This is a genomic window from Nocardioides sp. DN36 (assembly GCF_055380375.1).
Genome location: NZ_AP043823.1, coordinates 2,992,548 through 3,013,957, shown reverse-complemented (window position 1 = coordinate 3,013,957; position 21,410 = coordinate 2,992,548). Strand labels below are relative to the sequence as shown.

Here is a 21,410-nt window from a genome sequence, read left to right as displayed (position 1 = left end):
GGTCTGGGTGGTCTGCACCACCCAGAAATGTGGGATGTCACGGATCTGTGCGCTCCCGGACACTGGGAGCGTGACGACGGGACTGGCTGCCGAGCGCGTGCGTGGGGACGTCGAGGTGCTGTCCCGGGCGGGCCTGGACCTCGAGACGTTCCTCGCGGAGGCGACCGAGTCGGTCGGGCGCGCGGTCCCCTGGGTCGCGGCCTGCCTGGGCACGCACGACCCGAGCACCCGGATGCTGACCAGCGCCCGGAAGTACGGCCACCTGCGGGCGGTCAACAGCCACGACTACGAGTTCGGGCTCGTGGAGTACGGCACGGTCGAGCCGACCACGTTCACCGAGCTCGCCTCCGCGGACCTGCCCGCCGCGAGCGTCGCGCTCGTCCACCACGGGGACGTCGAGCGATCAGGCCGGATGTCGACCTTCATGCGCCCCCACTTCGGGTTCGGCGACGAGGCCCGGCTGGTCTTCCGCGACGGCGGGAGGGCCTGGGGGGCGATGGCGCTCTTCCGCGGGACCGACGACCAGGCCTTCACGCCCGAGAACGTCGACTTCCTCGCGTCGCTCTCGACGTACTTCGCGAGCGGGGTGCGGTCCGGCATGCTCGCCCGGCTCGCGGGCGCTCCGGCCGTCGCGCCGAGCGGCCCGGTCGTGGTGATCGCCGGTGCCGACGGGCAGATCCTCCAGATGAGCCTCGGCGCCGAGGAGCGCCTGGCGCAGCTGGTCGGCGGCGACGCCGCCGCGGACCCGATGAGCCCGGTCTCGGCGCTGGTCGGGGCCGCCCGTCGCTACGCCAGTGGTGAGTCGACCGCGCCGCCCCGCGCCCGGATGCGCGCGGCCGACGGCACGTGGCTGGTGATGCACGCGTCCCCGCTCTCGGGCGGCGACGGCCGGGTGGGCGAGGTCGTCGTGACCATCGAGGAGGCCCGGCCTCCGGAGATCGTGGCCCTGGTGGTCGCGGCGTTCGACCTGACCCCCCGCGAGCGCGACGTGACCCAGCTGGTCCTGCAGGGCGTCGACACCAAGGAGATCGCGGCCACGCTGCACCTCTCGGCGTACACGGTCCAGGACCACCTGAAGTCGGTCTTCGACAAGGCCGACGTCCGGTCCCGGCGCGAGCTGATCTCGCGGATCTACTTCGACCAGTACGTGCCCCGGATGGGTGGCGAGCTCAGCCCGTCCGGGTGGTTCGCGGGCTGACCCGCCCGGGAGCGGGGTCAGGAGTCCGCGGGCTCCAGGGTCAGGCTGATCGAGTTGATGCAGTACCGGTCACCGGTGGGGGTGCCGTAGCCGTCGGGGAAGACGTGCCCGAGGTGGGAGCCGCAGTTCGCGCACCGGACCTCGACCCGCTTCATCCCGTGGGAGTTGTCCTCGAGGTACTCGATGGTGTCGCTGATCGGCTGGTAGAACGACGGCCAGCCGCAGCCGGAGTGGAACTTCGTGTCGGACTCGAAGAGCTTCGCCTGGCACGCCTTGCAGCGGTAGACGCCGGCCGTCTCGGTGTCGGTGTACTCGCCGCGGAACGCCGGCTCGGTGCCGGCCCGGCGCAGCACGGCGTACTCCTCGGGCGAGAGCTCCTCGCGCCACTGCTCGTCGGTCTTCTCCACCTGGTAACCCATGCCTCCCACCGTAGGCGCGCGGACAAGAGACGTGTCTTACACAACCGTGACGTTTCACCCCTGCGGACGGTTGACGTGGTCAGAGAACATCTGTTCACTGAAGTCTTCGCAGATTCGTCCGTAGGGGGATTGCATGGCGTCAGGCAGCACCATCTCGTGGGACCGCGTCCGCGAGGCCGGCTCGAAGCTCACCACGCCGCTGCACCCCGACGACTACCTGCGCCTGCTCAACCCGCTGTGGAGCGCCCGGGAGCTGCGCGGTCGCGTCGAGCGGGTCGTTCCCGAGACCGACGACGCCGCGACCCTGGTGATCCGGCCCGGCTGGGGCTGGCGCTACGACCACCGTCCGGGGCAGTACGTCGGCATCGGCGTGCAGGTCGACGGCAAGTTCCAGTGGCGGTCCTACTCCGTCAGCTCCCCGCCGCAGCGGAAGGGCCGGACCATCTCGATCACGGTCCGTGCCATGCCGGAGGGACTGCTCTCGGCGCACCTGGTCAACGGGCTCGAGCCCGGGACCATCGTGCGGCTGGCGCTGCCCGAGGGCGACTTCGTGCTCCCGGACCCGCCGCCTGCGAAGCTGCTCTTCCTGGTCGGCGGCAGCGGCGTCACCCCGGTGATGGCGATGCTGCGCACGCTCGGCCGGCGCGCCCAGCAGGACGGCAGGTCGATGCCGGACGTCGTCATGCACTACTCCTCGCCGACGCCCGACCGGATGATCTTCCGCGACGAGCTGGCCGCGCTCGAGGAGCAGCACGACTCGCTGACCGTGCACCGGCTGCACACCGACCTCGACGGGATGCTCGACCTCGCCCACCCGACGAAGGGGCTCGACGGGATCTGCCCGGACTGGCGCGAGCGCGAGACGTGGGCCTGTGGGCCCGGTCCGATGCTCGACGCCATCAGTGCGCACTTCGAGCAGGAGGGCCTCGAGGACCACCTGCACCTCGAGCGGTTCTCGCTCGAGCTCGGCGGGGACGGCGGCGAGGGCGGGACCATCACCTTCCGCAACTCCAACAAGACCGTCGAGGCGGACGGCGCGACCACCGTCCTCGAAGCCGGCGAGCAGGCGGGTGTCGGCATGCCCTACGGCTGCCGGATGGGCATCTGCCACACCTGCACGCTGACCCTCGTCTCCGGGAAGGTGCGCGACCTGCGCAACGGGGACGAGTTCGGCCAGCCCAACGAGCCCGTGCAGACCTGCGTGACCGCCGCAGTCGGCGACTGCACGCTCGACATCTGATCCCGCACGACCAACGAAGGGGTTTCGAGGCTCGCTTCGCTCGCACCTCAACCACCGAAGGAGAGACATGGCCATCTCGGACGTCCAGGAGTACACCCACCTCACCGACGAGGAGGTGGAGCAGATCGGCCGCGAGCTCGACGCGATCCGCGCCGAGGTCGAGGAGTCGCGCGGCGCGTCGGACGCGGCGTACATCAACCGGCTGATCAAGGTGCAGCGCGGCCTCGCCGCGGCCGGCCGGGTCACGCTGGCCGTCGGCACGCAGTCGAAGCGGACCCGCAAGCCCGCCTGGGTCGCGGGCGCGGCGCTGCTCGGCCTGGCCAAGATCCTCGAGAACATGGAGATCGGCCACAACGTCATGCACGGCCAGTGGGACTGGATGAACGACCCGGAGATCCACTCCTCCAACTGGGAGTGGGACACCGCCCAGCCGGCCGAGCAGTGGAAGCACTCCCACAACTACATCCACCACCAGTTCACCAACGTCCTCGGCTACGACAACGACATCGGCTACGGCATCCTGCGGATGGCGCGCGAGCAGAAGTGGCACCCGGCCAACCTCGGCCAGCCCGTCTACAACGCGATGCTGGCCACGCTGTTCCAGTGGGGCGTCGCCCTCCACGACCTCGACATCGAGCGGATCCGCAAGGGCGAGAAGGACCCGAAGGAGATGAAGCGCCAGCTGCGCCAGATCTTCCGCAAGGGTCGCAACCAGATCCTCAAGGACTACGTCGTCTACCCGGCGCTGTCCGGCAGGCAGTGGAAGACCACGCTGACCGCCAACATGACGGCCAACCTCACCCGCAACCTCTGGTCCTACGTGATCATCTTCTGCGGGCACTTCCCCGACGGCGCGATGCACTTCACCGAGGAGGAGATCGAGGACGAGACCCGCGCGGAGTGGTACCTGCGCCAAGTCCTCGGCGCCGCGAACTTCGACGGCGGACCGATGCTCCACATCCTCTCCGGCAACCTCGGCTTCCAGATCGAGCACCACCTGTTCCCGGACCTGCCCAGCAACCGGTACGCCGAGATCGCCGTCAAGGTGCGCGCGCTCTGCGAGAAGTACGACATCCCCTACACCACCGGACCGCTGCACCGGCAGTACGGCCAGGCGCTGCGCACGATCATCAAGCTCTCGGTGCCCAACGGCTGGACGACCAGCAACGACCCGGCCCCGCCGGAGCGACCCGACACCGCGAACGAGCCGTCCCGCGACCGCAAGCGCCGCTCGGACGACGAGCGGCCGCCGCGGCGTGCCGAGCTGGGTTCCTGGACCCGCAGCCCGCAGGAGCGGAGGGACGACTGATGGATCCCGCACCCCGAGCCTTCTCCGAGCTGCCCCGCGACCCCGAGCTGGGGCTGCCGGTGCCGTTCGCCTGCGGCACCGGCGCCCCTCGAGGTCCACGCGGCGGCGCGGCGCGCGACGGCGCACCTCCGTCGGCCCGGCAGCTCGACGGGCGCCGGGTCACCCAGTGCGCGCTCTCGCGGGTGTGCGGGGTCTGCGGCGCCGGCCTCGGCCGCCCGATCGCCTTCCTCGGGAGCGAGGCGGAGCACGGTCGCAACGCCTTCCACTTCCCACCGGCCCACCTCGAGTGCGCGGAGGCGCTGCTGGCGGCCTACACCGGCATCACCCTGCCCGTGCTCGGCCAGACCGAGCCGGTGCGGTCGTGGGTGGTGGTGACCACGGCGGGGTTCGAGTTCGTGCGACCCGCCACCGAGGACCTCGACCGCCGCTCGACGTTCCAGCCGAACTCCATCCTCAGCGAGTCGTGTGCCTGAGAGCGCGCCATGACGCGTTCCCGGGCACCCGACCCCGCGGCTCAGCGGGTCAACGGATCCAGACGCGCTGAGGTCCGAGCGCCGTGAAGCCGGCCGCCACCATCGCGTCGAGCTCGCTGCCGGCCGCGTAGTCGGTGAGGGCGCGCCCGGGGTGCAGCGCGGCCGCGGCCGCCACCACGTCGTCGTACCGCACCTTGCTGCCCTCGGCGGCCCAGGCGTTGGAGAGCCCGACCACGCCGGAGCACCGGTGCAGCACCGCGCCGCCGACCAGGGCGTCCCCGTCGTGACGGGCGAGGACCTGGAACCGGGACCGGTCGAGCACCTCCGGCAGCAGCACGCCGGTGTAGTCGTGGGCGGCGCTCCACTGCGCGAGGGACTCCGCCGTCGTGACCACCGACCAGCCCTCCGGGAGCCCGTCCGGTCGGGGCTCGAGAGCCGGGTGGTGCAGCCAGGTCGCCCCGACGAGCAGGTCGAAGCCGTGCCGCTCCAGGTCGAGGTCGCCGAAGGAGTCGGCCACCGCGCAGTGCTCGAGGGCCTCCACGGCCCGGAGCACGCGCTCCGCGCTGATGCCGGGCTCTACGGACTTCGCGGCGGAGTGCCAGGGCGGCGGGGTGCCCAGGGCGGTCCAGAGCCCGTCGTCCACCCGGGTCGCGATGCGATGCAGGGCGAAGACGTCGTCGTACCAGCACAGGCTCGCGTCGACCGCGGCCCTCAGTCGTGGATCCACCGGCGCAGTCTGTCGTACGACTAGGTTGGGGCGCATGCCGAAAACGCCCGCCGCCGAGGTCGAGGCCGGGGGACGCGTCGTGCGCGTCTCGAGCCCGGACCGGGTGATCTACGAAGCCACCGCCCGCACGCCCGAGGTCACCAAGCTGATGGTGGCGGAGTACTTCGCGAGCGTCGGCGACGGCCTGATGCGCGCGCTCCGCGACCGGCCGACCGCCCTGGAGCGCTGGACCTCCGGGGTGCGCGAGGGGATGCGGCTGGCCACCGGTCCCCAGGACAGGAACGCGGACGCGTTCTACCAGAAGCGGGTGCCCAAGGGCGCGCCCGACTACCTTGAGAGCGTGGAGGTGACCTTCCCGTCGGGCCGGACCGCCGACGAGATCTGCCCGACCGAGATCGCCGTCCCGGTCTGGTGCGCCCACATGGGTGCGCTGACCTTCCACCCCTGGCCGGTGCGGCGGGCCGACGTGGACCGGCCCGACGAGCTGCGCATCGACCTCGACCCGCAGCCCGGTACGACGTTCGCCGACGCCGTGCGCGTCGCGGGGGTGGCCCGTGAGCTGCTCGAGGAGCTCGGGATCCGCGGCTACCCCAAGACCTCGGGCAACCGGGGCGTGCACGTGTTCGTCCGGATCGAGCCGCGCTGGGACTTCACCGACGTCCGGCACGCCGCGATCGGCTTCGGCCGCGAGCTGGAGAAGCGGGACGCCGGCGTGACGACCCGGTGGTGGAAGGAGGAGCGCGGCGAGCGGGTGTTCGTCGACTTCAACCAGAACTGCCGCGACCGCACCATCGCGTCGGCCTACTCCCTGCGCCCGATCGCGGGCGCGCCCGTCTCCACGCCGATGTCGTGGGATGAGCTCGCGACCACGACCGACCCGCGCGAGCACAACCTGTTCACGGTGCCGGGACGGCTGGCCGACGGCGGCGACCCGTGGGCGTCGATCGACGAGGTCCACCACGACCTGACCCCCTTGCTGGAGCTGTGGGAGAGCTCGGACGGCGGGGAGATGAACTACCCGCCGGACTACCCCAAGATGCCGGGCGAGCCGCCGCGGGTGCAGCCGAGCAAGAAGGTCGAGGCGCACTGGGACGCCGACGGGAACCGGGTCGAGCCGTGAGGGCCGAACCCCGGCACGGGCTGGGCGGCGAGGCGGCGCACCACGCGGCGTACCTCGACTTCTACCGCGCGACCTGCATCGACAAGTGCCGGTCCTTGCCCGCCGACGACCTCACCGCCAGCCGGCTCCCCTCGGGCTGGACCCCGCTGGAGCTGCTGCACCACCTCGCGCACATGGAGCAGCGCTGGTTCGCGTGGGGCTTCCTCGGCGAGCAGGTCGCCGCGCCCTGGGGCGACTCCGGCGGCGACGGCGGCAACCCGTGGCAGGTGCCGCCCGGCGTCGGGCTGGAGGACGTCGTGGCCATGCTCGACCGCCAGGCCGACCGGACGCGCGCGGTGCTGGGCGCGCACGAGCTGCACGAGGTGGCGTCGCCGGCCGGTCGGTTCGCCGATGCCGGGGCGGAGGGGTCGCCGGACCTGCGGTGGATCTGCTTCCACGTGCTGCAGGAGTACGCCCGGCACGCCGGCCACCTCGACGTCGCGGTCGAGCTGGCGGGCGGTCCAGTGGGGGAGTGACCCCGGTCAGAAGCCGGTGACGCCCTCGGAGCCGTAGCCCTCGGCCTGCTCGTCGAAGTTCTCGTGCTCGAGCAGGTGCAGCACGGGCACGCCGATCTTGCGCCGGGCCTTGGAGGTCCAGTCGACGTGGAAGAACTCGGCCACCACGTGCGGGCGGGTGAGGATGATCGCCTCGCCGGCGTCGACCCGGGAGACCTCGGCGGCCAGGGCGTCGATGGGTGCCTCGCCGCAGACCCGGCCCTCGACGGTGGCGCCGGTGGCGCGCAGGGAGGCGAGGGTCTCGGCGAGGTCGGTGCTCGACCGCTCCTCGCAGTCCTTGCGGACGGCCTCGAGGTCGACGTCGTTCATCGCCATTGTGGGGGAGGTCATCACCTCGCCGCCGGAGAGCGAGCCCATCGCGGACTCGATGCGGGCGGCGGCGTCCTCCAGGGGCAGCAGCACGTGGTAGACGACCGGCTGGTCCAGGCCCTCGTGGAGGGAGCGGACCTGCACGGCGTCGGCCGGGGTCAGCGCCTGCTCCACGAGCAGGACCACGTGATAGGCCTCGGTGTTGGTCTCACTCATGGCGATCGCCTCCCGGCAGCTCGTTGACACCCAAAATCCTAGCGAGGTCGTAGCTGACCGGCTCCTCCAGCTGCTCGTAGCCGCACGACTCCGGGTCGCGGTCGGTGCGCCAGCGCTTGAACTGGGCGGTGTGCCGGAAGCGCCGGCCCTCCATGTGGTCGTACTTCACCTCGAGCACCAGCTCGGGCCGCAGCGGTGTGAACGACAGGTCCTTGCCCGCGCTCCACCGGCTCTGGGTGCCCGGGATGCGATCCGGGTTGGCGATCGCCCACTCGCGCCACTCGCCCCACGGGTGCTCCTCGATCGGGCAGACCAGCGGCTGCAGCTCCGCGATCAGCTCGGCGCGGCGCTTCTCGGTGAAGCTGGCGCTGACGCCGACGTGCTGCAGCTTGCCATCGGCGTACAGCCCGAGCAGCAGGCTGCCGAGCAGCGGCCGCTCGGGGGTGCTGGTCTTGTGCTCGCGGTAGCCGGCGACGACCACGTCGGCGGTGCGCTCGTGCTTGATCTTGAGCATGGTCCGCGCGTTCTGCTGGTAGGTCGCGTCCAGCGGCTTGGCGACCACGCCGTCGAGGCCGGCGCCCTCGAAGTGGTGGAACCACTCCTCGGCCTCGCCCCCGTCGGTGGTGGTCCGGGTCAGGTAGCAGGGCCCGTCCAGCCCGGCCAGGGCCTGCTCCAGGGCGGCGCGCCGCTCGGCGAACGGCCGGTCGACGTACGACGTGTCGCCGAGCGCCAGGAGGTCGAAGGCCACGAACCCGGCCGGCGTCTTCTCGGCCAGCATGTCGACGCGCGACTTCGCGGGGTGGATGCGCTCCTGGAGGGTCTCGAACTCCAGCCGCTCCCCGCCGTCCTCGGTGGGCAGGGCGACGAAGAGCTCGCCGTCGAGCACGCAGCGGTCCGGCAGCTGCTCGCGCACCGCCGCGACCACCTCGGGGAAGTAGCGGGTCAGCGGCTTGGTGTTGCGGCTGGTCAGCTCCACCTCGTCGCCGTCCTTGAAGACGATGCAGCGGAAGCCGTCCCACTTGGGCTCGAAGCTCAGTCCTCCCACCAACGCCGGGTCCGGGACGCCCTTGACGGCCTTGGCGAGCATCGGCTGCACGGGCGGCATGACGGGAAGGTCCACGCCGCCGACAGTAACGGTGCCGCGCGCCGACCGGCGGTTGTGGCGCGAGAAGGTCCCGCCATGGTCTAAAGTGCAGTAAATCAGTTGAGAAACAATCAGAGAGTGAGGGCGTCCGTGACGGGTCCCACGGTCGGGTACGTGCCCGGGGTCTTCGACCTCTTCCACGTCGGACACCTCAACCTCCTGCTGCAGGCGCGGCACCACTGCGACGTCCTGGTGGCCGGGGTCGTCTCGGACGAGATGTGCGAGGCGGCCAAGGGGTTCCGCCCCTACGTCCCCCTCGAGGAGCGACTGGCCATCGTCGACTGCCTGCGCATCGTCGACGCGACGTACGCCGAGACCACGCCCGACAAGCTGGACGCGTGGGAGGAGGTCGGCTTCCACCGCCTCTTCAAGGGTGACGACTGGCGCGGGACGCCGAAGGGCGTCGACCTCGAGGCGCGGCTGGCGACCGTCGGCGCCGAGGTCGTCTACTTCCCCTACACCGCCCACACCTCGAGCACCGCGCTCCGGCGGGCCATCGAGCGCGCGTCGTGACCGCGACGACCCACGCCCGCCCGGCCACGGGCGGGCGGGTGACCGACGCCGGGCTCCACCTCACGGCGGCCGGCACCGAGCCGCTCGTGCTGGCGCTCGACGGTCGCTACGTCTGGTCGTTCTCGCCCGCCCGGGACGGGGTCCCGGTCCGCGGCGGCACCTTCGTGGCCTGGCCGGACGTGCTCCGGCGGTTCCTGCACGGCACGACGGTGGTGCGGGTGAGCGACGTGCGCGGGACCCGCGTGCTGCTCGAGGACGAGGTGGTGCTCGGCGCCCCTCGCGTGCCCGGCTCCCGGATCGCCGTCGTGGACCCGCAGGGGCTGCCCCTGGCCGTCGACAAGGTCGGGCACCTGACCCGGGCGTTCGAGGCCACGGACACCGGCATCCGCGACGAGATCCTGGCCGGCACCCAGCGGGTGCTCCGCGACCTGCGCGAGACGTGCGGGGTCGAGGCGTACCTCAACTACGGCCTCCTGCTCGGCGCGGTCCGCGACGGCGCGATGATCGGCCACGACTCCGACACCGACGTCTGCTACCTGAGCCGGCACACCTCGCCCGCCGACATCATCCTCGAGTCGTACCGGATCCAGCGCGCGCTGCGCGAGCTCGGGTGGCGCACGCTGCGGATGTCCGGGGGCGACGTCAAGATCCTGCTCCCGCTGAGCGACGGGCGGGAGTGCCACGTCGACGTCTTCGTCGCCTTCCGGGTCGACGGCGTGTTCTACCAGCTCGGCAACCGCAGCGGCTCGCTCCCGGAGGCGGCGGTGCTGCCGGTCTCGACGGTCGAGCTGCACGGCTTCACCTTCCCGGCCCCGGCCGACCCCGAGGCGATGCTGCGCTTCGTCTACGGCCCGGGCTGGCGGGTCCCGGACCCGTCGTTCCGGTACGCCGACCCGGTGGCCGGCATCCGCCGCCTCGACGGCTGGTTGCGGGGGTTCCGCACCGACATGGGCCGCTGGACCGCGCTGCACCAGGCCGGCCTGGTCCACCAGGTCCCGCGGAAGCCGTCGGACTTCGCGCGCTGGGTGCACGCCGAGCTCCCGGCGCGCGCGCCGATCGCCGACCTGGGCACGGGCACCGGTCGGGACGCCCTGTTCTTCGCCCGCCGTCGCCGGCCGGTGCTCGCCTACGACTTCTCCCGTGCCGCCCGGGGACGGCTCCAGTCCCGCGCGCGGGGCCGGCGCGGGCAGCTGGAGGCGCGCGGCCTGATCCTGGGCGAGCTGCGCAGCGTGCTGGTCACCGCGGCCGAGCTGGCCCGGGACCCGCACCACCTCTACGCCCGCCACCTGCTGGGCTGTCTCGAGCCGGCCGCGCGCGACAACCTGTGGCTGCTGGCCCGGACCGCGCTGCGAGGCGGCGGAAGCCTCTTCCTCGAGTTCAGCGCGCAGGGCGGCGCCGCGCTGCCCGACCCGGCTCCGGTCGGCCTGGTCAGCCGGCTCGACGCGGACGCCGTGCATCGGGAGATCGAGTCCGCCGGGGGTGTCGTGGTGCACGCCGAGCTGGGTCCGGGTGAGGACCTCTTCGGCCAACCGGACCCCCACGTCTGCCGGCTGCAGGTCGTCTGGCCGCGTCCCGACGAAGGCCTTCCCAGGCACACCGAGAGGAACACCGCATGAGCACCCCAGCCCTGGCCCGCCTGCGCACGCACGCGGCGTACGCCCGTGACCGCTACCGCCGGCTGAAGCGGCACCGGGCCGGCGTCCGCGACCGGCTCGCCCTGCTCGAGGCGGAGGTGCAGGAGAACCGCCAGCTCAACCGCCGCATCGCCGAGCTCACCGACGTCGTCGCCGAGCTGCTCATCCCGGTGGTCGACCGCGACCGGGAGCGGGCGCAGGCGGTCCTGGCGAGGTACCGCAGCGAGCTCTGACCGCTGCCGGGACGTCATGCGGATCGAGGGTCGTAGGCCTCGATTCGCATGACGTCCCGTCGGCGTCGTTACGCTGTGGCCCTCAATCCCCGGTTGGTCTGCCGGCAGGGCCCGCCTGACTTTGAATCAGGACTAGCGACGTAGGTTCGACTCCTACCCGGGGAGCATGGCCAATGCTCGACCCCAGCTCACCGTGATCGTCCTCGCCGCCGGTGGCGGCACCCGGATGAAGTCGAAGACGATGAAGGTGCTGCACCCCCTCGGGGGTCGCAGCATGATCGGTCACGTCCTGACCGCGGTGAGGGAGGTCGAGCCGGAGCAGGTGGTGGCCGTCGTGGGCCACCAGCGCGAGCAGGTGGGCCCGCACATCCATGAGCTGATGCCCGAGGCGGTGCTCGCCGTCCAGGAGACCCAGGACGGCACCGGCCACGCCGTGCGCGTCGCCGTCGAGGCCGTCCAGCGCGAGCACGGCGCCGTGCACGGCACCGTCGTCGTGGCGTACGGCGACACCCCGCTGCTGCAGGGCGAGAGCCTGCGCACCTTCGCCGAGGAGCACGAGGCCGCCCAGCGGGCGGTGAGCATCCTCAGCGGTGTCGTCACCGACCCGTTCGGCTACGGCCGGATCGTCCGCAACTCCGAGGGCGACGTCGAGGCGATCGTCGAGGAGAAGGACGCGACGCCCGAGCAGCGCGGGATCCGCGAGATCAACTCCGGGATCCTCGCCTTCGACGCTGAGTTCCTGCTGGAGGCGCTGCCCAGGATCGGCAACGACAACGCCAAGGGCGAGTACTACCTGACCGACGTCGTCCAGATCGCGCGCGACGCCGGGCTGACCGTCGGCGCACACGTCATCGACGACGTCCGCCAGACCGAGGGCGCCAACGACCGCGCCCAGCTCGCCGAGCTCGGCCGCGAGCTGAACCGCCGCATCGTCACCCGGTGGATGAGGGACGGCGTCACCGTGATGGACCCCGCCACGACCTGGATCGACGCCGACGTGGTCCTCGCCCAGGACGTCACGGTCCTGCCCGGCACCCAGCTCCTCGGCGCGACGGTCGTCGCCGAGGACGCCGTCATCGGCCCCGACTGCACCCTCAAGGACTGCGAGGTCGGGGCGGGCGCCAGGGTCGTGCGCACCCACGGGGAGCTCGCGGTCGTCGGGGCCGAGGCCAACGTCGGCCCGTTCGCCTACCTGCGTCCCGGCACGCAGCTGGGCGCGGGCGGCAAGATCGGCACCTACGTCGAGACCAAGAACGCCGTGATCGGTGACGGCGCCAAGGTGCCGCACCTGTCCTACGTGGGCGACGCGGAGATCGGCGAGGGCACCAACATCGGCGCCGGCACGATCTTCGCCAACTACGACGGCGTCAACAAGCACCGCACCACGGTGGGGAAGCACGCGCGCACGGGCTCGAACAACACCTTCGTGGCGCCGATCGAGATCGGCGACGGGGCCGGGACCGCCGGCGGCACCGTCGTACGCCGGGACGTCCCGCCGGGCGCCCTCGCGGTCTCGAGCGGGCCGCAGCGCAACGTCGAGGGGTGGGCGCAGGCCAAGCGGGCCGGGACCGCGCAGGCGGCGGCCGCCGAGGCGGCGAACGCCGGGGGACCGGCCGGTGGACGAGACGTGTCTCACCAGGACGGGTCCGGAGTTGGGCAGACCGGCTCCGGTGAGGAACAATCCTGAGACGCACCTGTTCGCCGATCCAGGAGCTGCCCCCGTGACCGGAATGAAGCGGACCACCGAGAAGAACCTCATGGTCTTCAGTGGAAGGGCTCACCCCGAGCTCGCCCAGGAAGTGGCCTCGCTGCTGGGGACCGGTCTGGTCCCGCAGTCGGCGTACGAGTTCGCGAACTCCGAGATCTACGTCCGCTACGAGGAGTCCGTCCGCGGGTGCGACGCCTTCGTGATCCAGAGCCACACGGCTCCGATCAACGAGTGGATCATGGAGCACCTGATCATGGTCGACGCCCTCAAGCGGGCGAGCGCCAAGCGGATCACCGTGGTGATGCCGTTCTACGGCTACGCCCGGCAGGACAAGAAGCACCGTGGCCGCGAGCCGATCTCGGCCCGGCTGATGGCCGACCTGTTCAAGACGGCCGGCGCCGACCGGCTGATCACGGTCGACCTGCACGCCGACCAGATCCAGGGCTTCTTCGACGGCCCCGTCGACCACCTGATGGCGCTGCCGATCCTCGCCGACTACGTCCGCGAGAAGTACGGCGACCAGCGGCTCGCCGTGGTCTCGCCGGACGCCGGCCGGATCAAGGTCGCCGAGCGCTGGTCGGCCCGCCTCGGCGGTGCCCCGCTGGCCTTCATCCACAAGACCCGCCGCACCGACCGCCCCAACGAGACGGTGGCCAACCGGGTCGTGGGCCAGGTCGAGGGCCGGATCTGCGTGCTGGTCGACGACATGATCGACACCGGCGGCACGATCGTGAAGGCCGCGGAGGCCCTGATGGCCGACGGTGCCGCCGGCGTGGTCATCGCCGCGACCCACGCGATCCTCTCCGACCCGGCCGTGGACCGGCTCAAGAACAGCCCGGCCAGCGAGGTCATCGTGACCAACACGCTGCCGATCCCGCCGGAGCGGGAGTTCGACAAGCTCACGACGCTCTCGATCGCGCCGCTGGTCTCGCGGGCGATCCGCGAGGTGTTCGAGGACGGCTCGGTCACCTCCATGTTCGACGGCCACGCCTGAGTCGCGTGAGGTCAGAGGGCCGGGGCGACGAGGAGGACGCGGAAGCCTCGTGGCCGGCCGGGGTGCTGCACGCCCAGCTGCACCGTGCGGCCCTCGCCGAGGACGGCTCGCTGCGCGCGATCGGCGGCCTGCTGGTGCTGGCGGACGACGCCCCGGACTCGCTCCGGCCTCGGCTGACCCTCGGGGGCGCTCCGCTGCAGGTCACCTGGCGACGCCCCTCGCCACGCACGGCCGGCCGGTTCGCCGACGTCGCCGGCGCCGGTGAGGCGGGGTTCGTGGCGACCGGTCTCGACGCGGCCGGCGGCCTCGTCGAGCTGTCCGTGCACGACGCTTCGACGGGGGAGCGCGTGGTCCTCGCGAGCCGCCGGGTGCGGCGGTCCGGCGCGGACGCCCAGCGGCTGCTGGCCGCGGTGCGCGAGCGGCTCGCGCAGGAGGCTGCCCGGCCGGCCGACGAGCGCGACCCCGCGGCGTACGACGAGCTGCGGGCGCTGCTCGACGAGGTCCGCACCGGCGCCCGGCAGGACCGGTGGCTGCGGCTGAGCCTCGAGGTCGACGGGGTCTTCCTGCAGAAGCCGCGCCGCGCCTTCAAGCAGCTGCGCGAGCTCTCCGAGGCGCACCTCGCCGAGGGCAGCGGCGACGAGTTCGACGCCTGGTTCACGGGGTACCGCCGGCTGATCCACCCCCGCGTCCCGGGCTACTTCGGCTACTGGACGGCCCTCGACTCCCGCGACGAGGCGTGGGTCTGGGACTCCGTCGGCCGGGCGACCCGGGCGGTGGCCGCCCTCGGCCACGACGCCTTCGTGGTCTCCGGCACCCTGCTCGGCCTGACCCGCGAGGGCGGGCTGGTCCCGCACGACGCCGACGTGGACATGGCCGTGCTGCTGCACGCCGACTCGCTCGACGAGCTCGCTGCGGAGTGGGCGCAGCTCCGCGGCCGCCTGGAGGAGGCCGGCGTCCTCCTCACGACCTACGTCAACACCGGCAAGCGCCTCTACAAGCTGAGCCTGCCCGACGGCTTCGGCTGCGACCTGTTCCCGGCGTGGGAGATCGACGGCCGGGTCTCGATCTGGCCGCACACCTTCGAGATCGACGCGACCAGCGTGCTGCCGCTCGCGACCCGGGAGGTCTGCGGGGTCGAGGTCCGGGTGCCGCGGGTGCCCGAGGACGTGCTCACCTGCAACTACGGGCCGGGCTGGCGCACGCCCGACCCGCTCTTCAAGTTCGACTGGGCGGGGGCCAGGGTGCGGTTCGCCGACTTCATCGCCCGCACCGAGCCCACCGAGCCCACCGAGCAACCCTGACCGACGCCCTCAGCGCCTCAGGTCGTCGAGGTGGTCGTTCCAGAGCCGCGCGAGCACGGTCGGCACCGTGCCCGTGGCGAGCACCTCGGCCAGCCGGTCGCGCTGGGCGGAGGTGACCTCGAGGGACGGGAAGGCGCGGCCCACGACCAGCGAGAACCCCTGGCCGCGACGCTCGGCCACCCCGGGTGCCTCGGCGAGGTAGGCGTCGACGTACGGCGCGCACAACGCCACCCGCTCGGGGTCCCACAGCCCGTGGACCAGCGCCTCGAACATCCGGTTCGACACGTCGGGCTCGAGCGCGGCCGCCCAGGCCGCGGCCTTGGCCTCCTCGGTCGGGCGGGACGCCAGCGCGCGCGCCGCACCGAGGTCGCCGGCGAGCGAGCCGTCCCGACGTCGCTCGGCCTCGATCCCCGGGGCGTCGATCGAGCCGAGGGTGCTCAGCCGGGCGACGACGGTCCAGCGCAGGCTTGGATCGAGCTCGACGCGGGCGTCCGTGCGCCCCTCGACCAGCCACGCGGAGAGCCGGTCGGCGTCGCGGGAGGTGGCGGCGAGCCCGCGGGTGAGCGCGATCGAGAGCTGGTCGTCGTCGGTGGCCGACAGGCCGGCGGCGCAGGCGGTGGCCACCGCGTCGACCAGCCCGGGCACCTCGGCCGCCGACGCCGAACGGCCCAGCACCGGCCCCAGCGTCCGGTCCAGCACGGCCGAGGCCAGCGTGGGGTGGCGCTCGCCGGGCAGGTGCCGGGCCACCAGGTCGACGTACGCCGGCAGCGGCAGCGCCCCGGTGCGAACGTCGTCGAAGGCCTGCGCCCACAGCACGGTGCGGACAAGGTCGTCGTCGAGGGCGGACAGGTGCTGGCGCACGAACGCGGTCGTGGCAGCGTCCAGCCGCAGCCGCGCGAAGGTCTCCCCGTGGCTGTTCGGCACCACGGCCAGCCCCGCCCAGTCCGGCAGCGGCACGGGCTCGTCGCCGAGGTCGACCAGGGCGCTGCCGGCCTCGGAGCCGTCGGCGCGGAAGGCTGTGACCCGGAACCGGTGCGGGCGCATGCCCTCGCGGACGAGCACCGGCACCCCGTCGTCGTCGCGCTCGACGGCGATCGTGTCGAAGCCGGACCGGCGCAACCACAGCTCCGCCCACCCGCGCACGTCCCGCTCGGAGGCGTTGTCGAGCGCACCCACGAGGTCGTCGAGGGTGGCGTTGCCGAACCGGTGGGCGGTCAGGTGCGCGTTGACACCGGCCAGGAAGTCCTCGTTGCCGAGCCAGGTCACCAGCTGCCGGAGGCAGGAGTTGCCCTTGGCGTAGGAGATCGCGTCGAAGTTCGTGAACGCGCTGTCCACGTCGGGCACGTCCTCGGGCCGCGGCGCCACCGGGTGGGTCGAGCGGCGCTCGTCGGCGACGTACGCCGCGGGCTTGCGCTGCGACTCGTGCGCCACGAGGGTGCCCGCGAAGCCGGCCCCCGCCTCGGCCACCCGGTAGCCCATGTAGTCGGCGAAGCTCTCGTTGAGCCAGGTGTCCTCCCACCAGCGCATCGTCACGAGGTTGCCGAACCACATGTGCGCCATCTCGTGGGCGATCACCGTGGCCCGCTTCATGCGCTGGTCGTCGGTGACCCGGCCCCGTGGCAGCAGCTCGTCGCGGTAGGTCACGCACCCGGGCGTCTCCATCGCGCCCCAGTTGTGCCCGGGGCCGAACAGCTGGTCGTAGGAGTCGAACGGATAGGGCTCGTCGAAGATCTCCGCGTAGTGGTCGAAGCAGTCGTTCGTGGTGCGGACGAGCTCCTCGGCGTCGCGCTCTAGCTCGGCGGCGAGGGACGCTCGCGCGTGCCAGCCGAACGGCAGGCTGCGCCCACCCAGGATGTGCTCCCACGTCACCGAGTGCCAGGGGCCCGCGCAGACCACGAACAGCGACGGGCAGATCCGCGGCGTGGTCGCGAACGTCCACCGGCCGGCGTCCTGCGAGGTCACCCGGCCGTTGGCGATCACGGTCCACCGCGGGTCGGCGGTCACCGCGAGCGTGATCGGTGCCTTGATGTCGGGCTGGTCGAAGCAGGGGAAGACCCGCTGCGCGATGTCGAGGGAGAGGTACGCCGAGACGTAGCGCTCGCCGTCCGCGGGGTCGGTGGTGGTGTGCATGCCGTCGCCGTCGGTCACGTAGGGCACCCTCGCCCCGACCACGACCTCGGTCGTCCCCGAGAGCCCGGTGAGCGCGATCCGGCGCCCGTCGTACGGCGGGTCGGCCACCGGCTCGCCGTCGACGAGCAGGTGCACGTCGGTGGCGTCGGTGAGCTCGAGGAACGTCTCCGGCGCCGCGGCGTGGAACCGGATCGTGGTCCGGCAGCCGAACGTGGCGCCCTCACCGGTGAGGTCCAGGTCGATCTCGTAGGACACGTCGGAGACGACGTCGGCGCGGGCACGGGCTTCGTCGAGGGTGAGGCTCACCGGCTCACCCTGTCACGGCGCCGGCCGCGATTCGCGCTCAGCCCGGGTTCGACCTAGACTGCTGCGGTTGCCTCGGCGAGGGAGCGCTCGTGAACCGGACGCTCCGTGATCGACAGGGCTGGCTGGACCACTGGTGCGCCGCGCTGCTCGAGACCGAGTGCGCGGCGTTTTTCATGGCCGGCCGCGACAGCGGCGGTCGGAGGATGCGGCGCCCGGGGCAGCCACACAGCTTCAGATCCACCCGAATGTTCGCAGGTCACGAGGAGTAGTCGCATGTCTGCCGAGAAGATCACCGCCGAGTCCCGCACCGAGTTCGGCAAGGGCGCCGCCCGCCGCATCCGCCGCACGGACAAGGTCCCCGCCGTCATCTACGGGCACGGCAACGAGCCGGTCCACATCACCCTGCCGGGCCACGACACCATGCTGGCGCTCAAGCACGGCGGCGCGAACGCGCTGCTGGAGCTCGACCTGGCGGGCGAGACCCACCTGGCGCTGACCAAGCAGGTCCAGATCGACCCGATCACCCGCCACATCGAGCACGTCGACTTCGTCGCCGTCCGCCGCGGCGAGAAGGTCACCGTCGAGATCCCGGTGCACCTGAACGGCGAGGCCGCCCGCGACACGCTGGTCGTCACCGAGAACGCGACCGTCCAGGTCGAGGCCGAGGCGACCCACATCCCCGAGTTCATCGAGGTCGACATCGAGGGCGCCGAGGCCGGCACCCAGATCCACGCCTCCGACCTCCAGCTGCCCCAGGGCTCGACCCTGCTGCTGGACCCCGAGGCCCTGATCGTCAACATCACCGAGGCGCCCACGGCCGAGATGGTCGAGGCGGAGCTGGAGGAGGCCGAGGCCGAGGCCGGCATCGAGCGCGACGAGTCCGAGGCCGAGACCGCGGCCGAGGGCGAGTCCGAGGGCGACGCCGAGGCTGCCACCGAGGAGTGATCCTCCCGGGCTCGCAGGTCGAGCCCGTCGAGACCTGAGAGGGCCGGGATTCCACTGCCATGACAGACACCGAGGTGTGGCTCGTCGTGGGTCTGGGGAATCCCGGCCCTTCCTATGCCGGGCACCGGCACAACGTCGGCTACCTCGTCACCGACGAGCTGGCCAGGCGGATGGGCTCTCCCTTCCGCGCCCACAAGTCCGGCCGCGCCGACGTCGTCGAGGGCCGGCTCGGTGCCCCCGGTACGCCGGGGCCGCGCGTCGTGCTCGCCCGGCCGCGCTGCTACATGAACGAGACCGGGGGACCGGTCAAGGCGCTCGCGACCTTCTACAAGGTCCCGCCGGAGCGGATCATCGCGATCCACGACGAGCTCGACATCGCCTTCGGGACGCTGCGCACCAAGCTCGGGGGTGGCGACAACGGCCACAACGGGCTGCGCTCGATGCGCTCCTCGCTCGGCACCGGTGACTTCTACCGGGTCCGGGCCGGGATCGGGCGCCCGCCGGGGCGCCAGGACGTCGCCGACTTCGTGCTGTCCAACTACTCGACCGTGGAGCGCAAGGAGCTGCCGTTCCAGGTCGACCAGGCCGCGGACGCCGTCGAGACGCTCATCACCGAGGGCCTCGAGCGCACCCAGCAGCGTTTCAACTCCTAGCGGAGCCATGGCTAGGGTGTCCGCGTGACTTTCGTACCCGGCACCCCGCCCGCCCAGGCCGCCACCGACGACCACGTCCTCGCCACCTGGCTCGCCACCGTCGCCGGTGAGCGCCTGCTGGAGGTGCGGGGCGAGGGCCTCGAGGGCCGCGAGCTCAAGGACACCGGTGACCGTGCCGCGCACGAGCTGCTCATGGAGCTGCTCGCCGAGCACCGTCCCGGCGACGCCGTGCTCTCCGAGGAGGGCAAGGACGACAAGGCCCGCCTGGAGGCCGAACGGGTCTGGATCGTCGACCCGCTGGACGGGACGCGGGAGTTCTCCGAGCCGCCGCGCGACGACTGGGCCGTCCACGTCGCGCTGTGGCAGGACGGCGAGCTGACCGCCGGCGCCGTCGCCCAGCCGGCGCTGGGGGAGACCTTCAACACCGGGCAGCTTCCGGTGGTGCCGCCCCGCACCTCCGAGCGGCCCCGCATCGCGGTCTCGCGCACCCGCCCGCCCGCGTTCGTGCAGGCGCTGGCCGAGGAGATGGACGCCGAGCTGGTGCCGATGGGGTCGGCCGGCGTGAAGATGATGTCGGTCGTCCGCGACGTCACCGACGCCTACGTGCACGCCGGCGGGCAGTACGAGTGGGACTCCGCCGCCCCCGTCGCGGTCGCCGCGGCGGCCGGCCTGTTCACCAGCCGCGTCGACGGCACGCCGCTGCGCTACAACCAGGAGGACGTCTACCTCCCGGACCTCATCGTCTGCCGACCCGAGCTCGCCGAGCAGATCGTCGCGTTCGTCAAGCGGCACGGCACGGACTGAGCGGCGACCGGGGAGGCGCCGTGATCCGGCACGTCCTGCTCGACGCCGACGGCGTGATGCAGCTGCTGCCCGGCGGCTGGGTGAGCGCCATCGAGCGGCACGTGGGCGCCGGCGCCGATGAGTTCTTCCGGGCGGCGAGCGAGGACGAGCTGGCCTGCCTGCGTGGGGAGGGCGACTTCCTCGCGGTGCTCGCCCGGCATCTCGAGGTCCGCGGTGCGACCGTGACCGCCGAGGAGCTGCACCGCGCCGTGTGGCGCTCCGTGGAGGTCCACCCCTCGTCGGTGGCCCTGGTCCACGAGCTGCGTGACGCCGGCCTCGGGGTCCACCTCGGCACCAACCAGGAGGGCCACCGCGCGGCGTACATGCGCACCGAGCTGGGCTACGACGACCTGTTCGACGAGTCCTTCTACTCCTGCGAGCTGGGTGCCGCGAAGCCCGAGGCGGCCTTCTTCTGCTGCGTCCTGGACCGGCTGGGCTCGGCGGCGCCCGAGGTCCTCTTCGTCGACGACAACGAGCGCAACGTCGTCGCCGCCCGCGAGTGCGGGCTGGCCGCGGAGCACTGGCACCTCGACGACGGGTTCGAGGTCCTCCGCGAGCGCCTCGCGAGCCACGGCCTCTCCACCGCCTGACGCCCACCCCGCTGGGGCAGTTGGGGCTGGTGGGACGGAGCGGGGATACTTCTGCGCGTGCTCCCGCCCCTGCGTGCCATCGCCGTCCTCGCCGGCGCCCTGGGGGCGCTCACGGCGGGCGCGTTCGCGCTCCAGGCGCACGATCGCGAGGACCGGCTGCCCGGCGCCGACCTGACCGCCGAGCGCTACGCGGTCCCGCGGCTCGCCGCCGACGTTCCCCACGGCCGCCGCCTCCAGCGGGTCGCGTCGGCGACCGGGATCCCCGTGCCGGCGGTGCGCGCCTACGCGCGCGCCGAGCTGACCGCGCCACGGGGCTGCGGCGTCGGGTGGACCACCCTGGCCGGGATCGGGTACGTCGAGTCGCACCACGGCACGCTGGGGGGCCGCAGCCTGCTGGCCGACGGCCACTCCTCCTCGCCGATCCTGGGGCCGGCCCTCGACGGACGCGGTGACTTCGCGGCGATCCGCTCGACCCCGACCTCGCGGGTGCTGCACGGCGACCCGGTGTGGGAGCACGCCGTGGGACCGATGCAGTTCCTGCCCGGGACCTGGCGCCTCTACGCGGTCGACGGCGACCGGGACGGCGACGCCGAGGCGCTGGACCTCGACGACGCCGCGGCGACCGCCGCCCGCTACCTGTGCTCCGGCGGTCGGGACCTGCGCACGGCGGTCGGTTGGGAGAAGGCCGTGCTGTCCTACAACCACTCCGGCGCCTACGTCGACGACGTGTACGCCGCGGCGTCGTCGTACGCCGCCCGCGCCGGCCGCTGACTGCCCGTCGAGGCCACCCCAGGCGCCTGCGTGGGCGGACCGGGTCATGACCTCGTAGTCCGTTCGGACTACCGACGTCT

The 21,410-nt window shown here is 72.5% G+C and carries 22 protein-coding genes and 1 tRNA gene; 18 read left to right on the top strand and 5 right to left on the bottom strand.

Going from position 1 to position 21,410, the window contains the following annotated elements; all coding sequences use genetic code 11:
- The first annotated feature begins 70 nt into the window (after positions 1–70).
- Positions 71–1,198 carry a helix-turn-helix transcriptional regulator gene (locus ACZ43H_RS15310; protein WP_464584214.1) on the top strand — a complete coding sequence of 376 codons (1,128 nt, stop codon included), beginning with the start codon at positions 71–73 and terminating at the stop codon, positions 1,196–1,198.
- A 17-nt stretch (positions 1,199–1,215) separates the two neighbouring features.
- Here the strand turns inward: ACZ43H_RS15310 and msrB are convergent, their stop codons facing one another.
- On the bottom strand, positions 1,216–1,617 hold the full coding sequence (gene msrB, locus ACZ43H_RS15305; RefSeq protein WP_464584212.1) for a peptide-methionine (R)-S-oxide reductase MsrB: 402 nt from the start codon (positions 1,615–1,617) through the stop codon (positions 1,216–1,218).
- Between the two features lie 133 nt (positions 1,618–1,750).
- Between msrB and ACZ43H_RS15300 the strand changes: the two genes are divergently transcribed.
- The 3 genes from ACZ43H_RS15300 to ACZ43H_RS15290 all read left to right on the top strand — a co-directional run bounded on the left by ACZ43H_RS15300 (position 1,751) and on the right by ACZ43H_RS15290 (position 4,639).
- On the top strand, positions 1,751–2,857 hold the full coding sequence (locus ACZ43H_RS15300; RefSeq protein WP_464584210.1) for a ferredoxin reductase: 1,107 nt from the start codon (positions 1,751–1,753) through the stop codon (positions 2,855–2,857).
- A gap of 67 nt (positions 2,858–2,924) precedes the next feature.
- Positions 2,925–4,166, top strand: coding sequence for a fatty acid desaturase family protein (locus ACZ43H_RS15295; RefSeq protein ID WP_464584208.1), 1,242 nt, complete (start codon positions 2,925–2,927; stop codon positions 4,164–4,166).
- On the top strand, positions 4,166–4,639 hold the full coding sequence (locus ACZ43H_RS15290; RefSeq protein ID WP_464584206.1) for a hypothetical protein: 474 nt from the start codon (positions 4,166–4,168) through the stop codon (positions 4,637–4,639). The genes ACZ43H_RS15295 and ACZ43H_RS15290 overlap by 1 nt, the downstream gene beginning before the upstream one ends.
- A 49-nt stretch (positions 4,640–4,688) precedes the next feature.
- Here ACZ43H_RS15290 and ACZ43H_RS15285 read toward each other — a convergent pair whose 3' ends face one another.
- On the bottom strand, positions 4,689–5,366 hold the full coding sequence (locus tag ACZ43H_RS15285) for a hypothetical protein (protein ID WP_464584204.1): 678 nt from the start codon (positions 5,364–5,366) through the stop codon (positions 4,689–4,691).
- A 34-nt stretch (positions 5,367–5,400) separates the two neighbouring features.
- Here ACZ43H_RS15285 and ACZ43H_RS15280 point away from each other — a divergent pair, with 34 nt between their 5' ends.
- Both ACZ43H_RS15280 and ACZ43H_RS15275 read left to right on the top strand, forming a co-directional pair.
- Positions 5,401–6,486 carry a DNA polymerase domain-containing protein gene (locus ACZ43H_RS15280; RefSeq protein WP_464584202.1) on the top strand — a complete coding sequence of 362 codons (1,086 nt, stop codon included), beginning with the start codon at positions 5,401–5,403 and terminating at the stop codon, positions 6,484–6,486.
- On the top strand, positions 6,483–7,001 hold the full coding sequence (locus ACZ43H_RS15275; RefSeq protein ID WP_464584200.1) for a mycothiol transferase: 519 nt from the start codon (positions 6,483–6,485) through the stop codon (positions 6,999–7,001). Before ACZ43H_RS15280 ends, ACZ43H_RS15275 begins: the two co-directional genes overlap by 4 nt.
- Before the next feature lie 6 nt (positions 7,002–7,007).
- Here the strand turns inward: ACZ43H_RS15275 and ACZ43H_RS15270 are convergent, their stop codons facing one another.
- Together ACZ43H_RS15270 and ACZ43H_RS15265 are read right to left on the bottom strand one after the other, a co-directional pair.
- Positions 7,008–7,565, bottom strand: a complete 558-nt coding sequence (locus ACZ43H_RS15270; protein WP_464584198.1) for a hypothetical protein — start codon at positions 7,563–7,565, stop codon at positions 7,008–7,010.
- Positions 7,558–8,685 carry an ATP-dependent DNA ligase gene (locus ACZ43H_RS15265; RefSeq protein ID WP_464584196.1) on the bottom strand — a complete coding sequence of 376 codons (1,128 nt, stop codon included), beginning with the start codon at positions 8,683–8,685 and terminating at the stop codon, positions 7,558–7,560. The genes ACZ43H_RS15270 and ACZ43H_RS15265 overlap by 8 nt, the downstream gene beginning before the upstream one ends.
- 114 nt (positions 8,686–8,799) lie before the next feature.
- On the opposite strand from ACZ43H_RS15265, the gene ACZ43H_RS15260 reads away from it, so the two are divergent.
- From ACZ43H_RS15260 to ACZ43H_RS15230, 7 genes are all read left to right on the top strand, one after another.
- Entirely contained in the window at positions 8,800–9,222 is a 423-nt protein-coding gene (locus tag ACZ43H_RS15260) for an FAD synthase family protein (RefSeq protein ID WP_464584194.1), read from the top strand.
- Positions 9,219–10,838: a class I SAM-dependent methyltransferase gene (locus ACZ43H_RS15255; protein WP_464584192.1), complete on the top strand. Its 1,620-nt coding sequence runs from the start codon at positions 9,219–9,221 to the stop codon at positions 10,836–10,838. The genes ACZ43H_RS15260 and ACZ43H_RS15255 overlap by 4 nt, the downstream gene beginning before the upstream one ends.
- Positions 10,835–11,089, top strand: coding sequence for a DUF6752 domain-containing protein (locus ACZ43H_RS15250; RefSeq protein ID WP_464584190.1), 255 nt, complete (start codon positions 10,835–10,837; stop codon positions 11,087–11,089). The genes ACZ43H_RS15255 and ACZ43H_RS15250 overlap by 4 nt, the downstream gene beginning before the upstream one ends.
- Positions 11,090–11,175: 86 nt before the next feature.
- Positions 11,176–11,254: transfer RNA gene (locus tag ACZ43H_RS15245), tRNA-Gln, on the top strand.
- 1 nt (position 11,255) lies between these two features.
- Positions 11,256–12,776, top strand: a complete 1,521-nt coding sequence (gene glmU, locus ACZ43H_RS15240) for a bifunctional UDP-N-acetylglucosamine diphosphorylase/glucosamine-1-phosphate N-acetyltransferase GlmU (protein WP_464584188.1) — start codon at positions 11,256–11,258, stop codon at positions 12,774–12,776.
- 34 nt (positions 12,777–12,810) lie between these two features.
- Positions 12,811–13,791, top strand: coding sequence for a ribose-phosphate diphosphokinase (locus ACZ43H_RS15235; protein WP_464584186.1), 981 nt, complete (start codon positions 12,811–12,813; stop codon positions 13,789–13,791).
- A 5-nt stretch (positions 13,792–13,796) separates the two neighbouring features.
- Positions 13,797–15,092 (top strand): hypothetical protein, encoded by a 1,296-nt coding sequence (locus ACZ43H_RS15230; protein ID WP_464584184.1) that lies wholly within the window; start codon positions 13,797–13,799, stop codon positions 15,090–15,092.
- Between the two features lie 9 nt (positions 15,093–15,101).
- Here the strand turns inward: ACZ43H_RS15230 and pepN are convergent, their stop codons facing one another.
- Positions 15,102–17,528, bottom strand: a complete 2,427-nt coding sequence (gene pepN, locus ACZ43H_RS15225; protein WP_464584182.1) for an aminopeptidase N — start codon at positions 17,526–17,528, stop codon at positions 15,102–15,104.
- 273 nt (positions 17,529–17,801) lie between these two features.
- Between pepN and ACZ43H_RS15220 the strand changes: the two genes are divergently transcribed.
- The 5 genes from ACZ43H_RS15220 to ACZ43H_RS15200 are packed head-to-tail and all read left to right on the top strand — an operon-like array spanning position 17,802 to position 21,330.
- A complete protein-coding gene (locus ACZ43H_RS15220; protein ID WP_464584180.1) occupies positions 17,802–18,473 on the top strand; it encodes a 50S ribosomal protein L25/general stress protein Ctc in 672 nt (223 codons plus the stop codon).
- A 59-nt stretch (positions 18,474–18,532) separates the two neighbouring features.
- On the top strand, positions 18,533–19,126 hold the full coding sequence (pth, locus tag ACZ43H_RS15215) for an aminoacyl-tRNA hydrolase (RefSeq protein WP_464584178.1): 594 nt from the start codon (positions 18,533–18,535) through the stop codon (positions 19,124–19,126).
- 24 nt (positions 19,127–19,150) lie between these two features.
- Positions 19,151–19,930 carry a 3'(2'),5'-bisphosphate nucleotidase CysQ gene (locus ACZ43H_RS15210; protein WP_464584176.1) on the top strand — a complete coding sequence of 260 codons (780 nt, stop codon included), beginning with the start codon at positions 19,151–19,153 and terminating at the stop codon, positions 19,928–19,930.
- A gap of 20 nt (positions 19,931–19,950) precedes the next feature.
- Positions 19,951–20,559: an HAD-IA family hydrolase gene (locus ACZ43H_RS15205; protein WP_464584174.1), complete on the top strand. Its 609-nt coding sequence runs from the start codon at positions 19,951–19,953 to the stop codon at positions 20,557–20,559.
- A 57-nt stretch (positions 20,560–20,616) separates the two neighbouring features.
- A complete protein-coding gene (locus ACZ43H_RS15200; protein WP_464584172.1) occupies positions 20,617–21,330 on the top strand; it encodes a lytic transglycosylase domain-containing protein in 714 nt (237 codons plus the stop codon).
- Positions 21,331–21,410 lie beyond the last annotated feature (80 nt).